The sequence below is a fragment of the Streptomyces sp. NPDC033221 genome (assembly GCF_055577005.1).
Map to the genome: position 1 here is coordinate 1 of NZ_JBVIQN010000085.1, position 3,887 is coordinate 3,887.

The following is a 3,887-nucleotide window of genomic DNA, read 5'->3' on the forward strand; positions in this document are numbered from 1 at the left end:
CACGGATCCGGCCCGGGCAAGACCAGGTGGGTCGTCGAGCGCACCTTCGCCTGGCTCCACCAGTTCAAACGCCTGCGAACCCGCTACGAGATACGCGCCGACCTCCACCTCGGGCTGCTCCAACTCGCCTGCAGCATCATCTGCTTGCGACGACTCCGAACCTCATTCTGAAATGACCAGTTAGATGGCCCCTGCACGGATGGCTTGGCCAGTGGATGCTGTGGATCTGGCCATGGGTTGACGCTCGTGGTGTGGGGCCGGGGCTTGTCGCCGAAGCCCCACCAGGGCAAGAGCTGCAGGTCGACGGGCGGCCAGTGGACGTCGTACCACGACGGCAAGACCGTCAACAGCGCGTCGAAACTCGATATTGATCATGTCGTGCCGCCGGCGGAGGCGTCGGATTCCGGGGCCTCGACGTGGTCGGTCAAGCGCCGCGACGTCTACGCCAACGACCTGGACGCGCCGCGCGGGCTGGTGGCGGTCAGCTCCGGGCCGAACCGCGCCAAGGGCAACATGAACCCGGCCGAATGGCTGCCGCCCGCCAAGGCCGCGTACTGCACCTACGCCGGCGACTGGACCTCCACCAAACTGCGCTGGCATCTGATCATCGACACCGCCGGGCGTGCGGCGCTGCACAGGTTCGCCGACGGCTGCCCGAAGACGACGGTGGCCTTCACCCGGCGCCGTAGCGGCGGGCTCGCGGCCCTGTGCACCAGGGCGGGCCTGGCCGCCCGACGGGACCGTGCGCGGCCGTGGAGCTGCGGGGCTGGGGGCAACCGGACAAGCCCTCCGCCACCAGATCGCGGCCGGACGGCGCCGGGCCCAGGGAAAGGAGCTCCCCGATGCCAGTCGCCGTGGACCAGCGCCTCGCGGCGCGTCCACGGGCCGTCGGCGGCGCGCATCAGCTCGGCGGCGTACTGCGCACCCATAGCGGCCTCCTCACTTCCGTCCCGTTTGTACGGCATCCACTGGTTGTACGGCATCCACTGGCCAGGGTGCCGAAGTCACCGCAACTGAGATGCGGAGTCCGGCCTTCGTGGCGAGGATGACGACCTGAACGACGTGAACGACGTGACGATCGTCACCGCGCAACCGTGACCGACGTCGTCGCGCCACGCGGTGCCCATGGCCGTGCCTCGCGACGGCGGCTGTCACGGACACGCCGCCGGCAGGCACCTACCTGCCAGGTAATCGCCCCCGGCGCGCCGGGCTGCCACGATCGGCGCAGTACAGGGAGCCCGGCCGACCAGGAGGACACCATGACCGCCTACGCCATAGCCCACTTGCACGAGGTCACTCCGCGCGAGGAGATCGTCGAGTACATCGAGCGCATCACCGCCACGTTCGAGCCGTACGGTGGTCGCTTCCTCGTCCATGGCACACAGCACGAGGTGCTGGAGGGCAGCTGGCCCGGGAGCGTCGTGATGATCGGCTTTCCCGGGGCCGCCGAGGCGCGGGTCTGGTGGGGCTCGCCCGAATACCAGGAGATCGCGCCGCTGCGCTCACGGTACATCCGGAGCGACATCGTCCTGGTCGAGGGCGTCCCCGAGGACTACGACGCGAGCGGCTTCGCACAGAAGATGCGAAAGGTTCTGCCTGCCGCGTAGGCCTCGGGCCGGGCGGCCTCTACGCGGTACGGCGTCGGCGGGGCAGCACCGCGACGCAGCCCGCGAGCACGGCAGCGGTCAGCCCGGTCAGTTGCAGCACGGAGCCGCTGAAGCCGAGGAGGTCGGCGCTCGGGTTCGACAGCGCGGCGAGGGGCTCGGGGTTGGTGAACACCCCGACGATGAAGGCCCCGCTCAGCGGGATGCTCAGGAGCACCATGAACCGGCCGGGGACCAGTGCGACGAGCACAGCGAGTACGGCGAACATGGCCGGCCCGGGACCGTCCCACCGCAGCCCTTCGGGCGCGGCGTCGCCGATCGCGTCCGCCAGCAGTCCCGCGACGACGATCCACACCGCGGTGCGGCGCGGGTTCTCCGCGCTGAGCGGCTTGACCAGGGGCTCGGTCTGCTGCCGGCGGTTCTGCCGGATGACGAGCAAGCCGGCCCCGGACGAGATCGCGAGCCCCAGCAGCATGACGATATTGCCGGCGGCCAACAGGGGGTTGGCGCTGCTGAGGTTGGCGGTCAGCTCTCCGCCCACCAGCCCGCCGACCGAGATCCACAGGGAGAGCAGTACCGCCGCCAGCGGCGACCAGGGTGTCCGACGGTCGAGCCATACGATCGCCGCAGCCGCGGCGATGTAGACCAGCCCCGGCGGGAACACGGGGAACCGGGCAGGCTCGGCGATCCACTGCACCAGGATTCCGGCACCCGCCAGGAACTGGCCGCCGATCGTCGCGGCAGTGGCTGGGGGCAGTGAGCGTAAGGACGGCGGCCGAGAGGCGGAGCGGCGCGGCGCGCGGGTGTGGGTCTCGCTTCCGGTGTGGGTGTGGGCTCGGGTGGGTGTGCTTGGTGAGTTCTTCATAGCGATGAGCTTCGGCCGGTGCGGCCCGGCAAGCATCTGACGGTGGAAGGCTGTTGGCGTACTCCTGCGGGACGAGGCCTGCTCAGGTACGGGCCGCCCCACCGCTTTTCGTCGGCGGCGAACGCGTTCGGCGGGCCCGTACCCGGCGGGCGTAGGAAAACTCGCCCTGGCGGGTCAGGGTGGCGTTGGCCTGTGGGGGTATGCCAAGGGCACGGTAAGCGCGTTGAGCCGTTGGGGCCGCGCGCTCCTGGGGTCCGAGGCGTCCAGTCGCTCATACGGAAGGCCTCGATCCTTTTGACCCGACCTGCCCAGTATCACCTGCTGCTGCTCCCGGACGGCTCCTGGGATGCCGTGGAATGCCTGGCGGCCATGATCCGCCGCCGCGCCACGGTGCCCACGGTGATCGTCGATGTATCGGCGGTCCACCGGCTGACCATCGACGCCCTGGCGATTCTGGTCCGCAAAGCGATGCGGCTGAACGCGGTCGGCGGTGGACTGCTCCTGGCCGGCCCGCATCCTGCCGTACGCAAGCTCATCCGGCGGACCGCGACGGACTGCCTGCTGCCCGCCTTTCCCGGCAGCGCGGCCGCGGTCCGCGCACTGGCCCAGGACGGCCGCACCTGGCACTGGACGGAGCTGGCGTCCGGACGGGGTTCACTCTTCCCCGATCCGATGGCAGGGCACAGCTGAGGGCGTTCGGTGCCGGTCGTGTGAAGGGTGCCGGGGTGCGCGTTGCCCGCCGCGGAACACGGTCGTTGGTCCGGCGTGGAGTTCCGGAGGCGTTGGATGCGTACGTGGACGGCCGCCGCGCCTGTCCCTGCCGCCCAAGGCCTGGTGGCCCCCGGCCCGAGGCCGGGAGCCACTGCAGCGGCTGGTGGAGGAAGGGGGTCAGGACCTCACGTACGGGAGGTGCGGCTGCGCCGGAAGAGCACCGCCCCGCCCAGCAGGAACACGGCGCTCGTGGCGGCCGCGGCACCGGCGTGGATGCTTCCCGTCTGTGCGAGTGCCGACCCCTGCGCGGGCTGCGCGATCTCCTGCCCCTTGCCGCCGGCCGGTGACACGGCGGACGACGGGGTACTGCGGTGCGTCGCGGGCATCGCCCGGGAGTCCACCGCGCCGGCGACCTCGGCCGGGGGCCGGTGGCCGGACGGCCGGGGGTCGGTGGGGAGCTGATGGCCGCCCGGACCGGGGAATTGCTGCCCGGGGAACTGGTGTCCGGGGGTCTCGTGGCCGGGTGTTTCGTGCACGGGGGGCTGGTGGCCGGGAGCTTCGTGCGCAGGAGGCTTGTGGCCGGGAGGCTGATGGCCAGGCGGCTTGTGCCCGGGCGGCTTGTGCCCGGGCGGCTTGTGCCCGGGCGGCTTGTGCCCGGGCGGCTTGTGCCCGGGCGGCTTGTGCCCGGGCGGCTTGTGCCCGGGCGG

Annotated in this window: 6 protein-coding genes; 4 read left to right on the top strand and 2 right to left on the bottom strand. The window is 71.4% G+C overall.

The window, feature by feature from the left end:
* From ACZ53K_RS42465 to ACZ53K_RS42475, 3 genes are all read left to right on the top strand, one after another.
* Positions 1 to 171 (top strand): transposase (locus ACZ53K_RS42465; protein ID WP_468848475.1); only part of this gene is annotated, 171 nt, incomplete at its 5' end.
* A 93-nt stretch (positions 172 to 264) separates the two neighbouring features.
* On the top strand, positions 265 to 1,017 hold the full coding sequence (locus tag ACZ53K_RS42470; RefSeq protein WP_468848452.1) for a hypothetical protein: 753 nt from the start codon (positions 265 to 267) through the stop codon (positions 1,015 to 1,017).
* A 242-nt stretch (positions 1,018 to 1,259) separates the two neighbouring features.
* Entirely contained in the window at positions 1,260 to 1,607 is a 348-nt protein-coding gene (locus tag ACZ53K_RS42475) for a DUF1330 domain-containing protein (RefSeq protein ID WP_468848455.1), read from the top strand.
* 19 nt (positions 1,608 to 1,626) lie between these two features.
* On the opposite strand, the gene ACZ53K_RS42480 is transcribed toward ACZ53K_RS42475, so the two are convergent.
* Complete coding sequence (locus tag ACZ53K_RS42480; protein WP_468848457.1) at positions 1,627 to 2,469, bottom strand: hypothetical protein; 843 nt, start codon at positions 2,467 to 2,469, stop codon at positions 1,627 to 1,629.
* 294 nt (positions 2,470 to 2,763) lie between these two features.
* Here ACZ53K_RS42480 and ACZ53K_RS42485 point away from each other — a divergent pair, with 294 nt between their 5' ends.
* Positions 2,764 to 3,159 carry an STAS domain-containing protein gene (locus ACZ53K_RS42485; protein WP_468848460.1) on the top strand — a complete coding sequence of 132 codons (396 nt, stop codon included), beginning with the start codon at positions 2,764 to 2,766 and terminating at the stop codon, positions 3,157 to 3,159.
* A 206-nt stretch (positions 3,160 to 3,365) separates the two neighbouring features.
* Here the strand turns inward: ACZ53K_RS42485 and ACZ53K_RS42490 are convergent, their stop codons facing one another.
* Complete coding sequence (locus ACZ53K_RS42490; RefSeq protein ID WP_468848463.1) at positions 3,366 to 3,716, bottom strand: hypothetical protein; 351 nt, start codon at positions 3,714 to 3,716, stop codon at positions 3,366 to 3,368.
* Positions 3,717 to 3,887: the final 171 nt, after the last annotated feature.

What these genes read in the sequence shown, in the direction of transcription:
- ACZ53K_RS42475 (WP_468848455.1), top strand. Translation starts at nt 1,260, where the DNA reads ATGACCGCCTACGCCATAGCCCACTTGCACGAGGTCACTCCGCGCGAG.
- ACZ53K_RS42480 (WP_468848457.1), bottom strand. Translation starts at nt 2,469, where the DNA reads ATGAAGAACTCACCAAGCACACCCACCCGAGCCCACACCCACACCGGA.